Genomic DNA, 1,532 nt, shown 5'->3' with positions numbered 1-1,532 from the left:
CAAGTTGCTGCTAGTCACAGCCGACTGACCGAAATTGAAGGCGTAGCTGTAGTTGCGCACCGTGCCCAGTGGATCCTGGACCAGCGCTTGCCCTTCTGCGGGGTAACTCACCCTGAAGCGACTGATTGCACTGGCAAGTTCCGTACTTACTGCACGCCCCTTATCGTCATAGGCAAACGTACCCCAACGCATGCCATTCTCATCCACGATGCCAGTTAATGCATGGGGATAGGTCGCGCTTTCGTAGAGAAACTGACGCTGATTACCGTCCGGATATACAACAGAAGACAAGCGCCCGCTTTCATCATATTAATAACCGATGGTGCGACCATCTGAAGTGGTAACTGCGACAAGCTTATCCCCCACACTACCGCCATACTTAAAAACCAAAGATCGCCCAAAACCATTCACCACCAATGCAAGGCGCCCTGCCGAGTCATAACCATACTCATTTCTCCATCCATTTATATCATTTTTAGCCAGCAAAAAACCAGCTTTAGAAAATCTCCATGTACTCCCGTCTTCTTCCTTTTTTAAAACCCAGCCATCCAACTCGGCGGCCAAAACATCACCCCCATTCACCGCCCGCCAAGTATTCAACCCCGTATTTTTCTCGAAGATCATCCAAGAACCATCTCCAAATGTGATCGTCACACTTATGGGCGATTCAATAGGATAAACGGACAACCGCACGCGGTGGTTATGATCCCAAATAAGTCCCATATTTTCTGCACCACGGGTTTTATCTCCAGCCCAAGTGCTTCGATAGGTTCGCACCAGATTGATATCGTTTGCGCCTATCCCCAAGACATCCACTTCAGAGCGAAGTTTTTCACGCGTAGTCAGAACGATGGGCTGCCCCACCGACAGGCCATTTTCTGCAGAACACATTTGAGGCCTCACAGGGCGACAGATACCTGCGACTGCATCTTCCTGAAAACCAATATTGCACTCACATCCAGAGCCGACCAAATTACTGTTATCTGGGCACTGAGCAGAAAATCGGCTAGACATTACTGCTGAATAAAATGACTCTCCAGACCAAGGATTCACACTGCTATAAAGACACTCACCGACGTACATTCCATTCCAAGGGCCCGAATTTTGCGGCCCATAGTAAATATAATTTAAAAGACCAGGATGGTAAGGTTCATTTAGTGCGATATGTTTTTTCTGCGCATCACGGCAAGCATCATCTCTGCTTGAGAACCACTGATTCAGGTGCCAATGGTCGTTGACAACTTGAAACTCCTTTGCATTTGGCAATATCGCTTGCGCCGACCATCCCCAAAGCAGCAGTAGAAAAAAGCCAAGAAAGCCAAAATACTTCTTCATCTCAGATTAACTCTACTTAAAAAATCAAACTAATTTCACCAGCAAAAGCAGTCAATTAAGGAAATCCTGCAAAACCTCGCGATCAGCCTGATAGACGCAGCTAGGTCATGGCATCCTCATTGCCATGAAGCAAAGCAGCCTTGATCTGAACCTGAGCACCAAGAAGACGCGCAAGCAAGAACTGCTGGCCCATATGG

At 47.7% G+C, this 1,532-nt stretch carries 2 protein-coding genes; both read right to left on the bottom strand.

All coding sequences use genetic code 11. The features are described 5' to 3' along the window. Window positions 1-291: hypothetical protein (locus O9295_RS22290; protein WP_353851887.1), on the bottom strand; the 291-nt coding region annotated here is incomplete at its 3' end. Between the two features lie 18 nt (window positions 292-309). Further along, on the bottom strand, window positions 310-1,335 hold the full coding sequence (locus O9295_RS22285; protein ID WP_288035451.1) for a hypothetical protein: 1,026 nt from the start codon (window positions 1,333-1,335) through the stop codon (window positions 310-312). Between the last annotated feature and the right edge of the window lie 197 nt (window positions 1,336-1,532).

Origin of the sequence: Microcystis sp. LE18-22.4A, from assembly GCF_027531105.1 — a bacterium.
Taxonomy (GTDB): Bacteria; Cyanobacteriota; Cyanobacteriia; order Cyanobacteriales; family Microcystaceae; genus Microcystis; species Microcystis aeruginosa.
Note: the sequence above shows the minus strand (reverse complement) of the source record. Positions and strands in the feature narration are given on the sequence as shown.

Bases quoted from the DNA above. Each gene is read 5' to 3' on its own strand.
- O9295_RS22285 (WP_288035451.1), bottom strand. From the start codon at position 1,335: ATGAAGAAGTATTTTGGCTTTCTTGGCTTTTTTCTACTGCTGCTTTGG.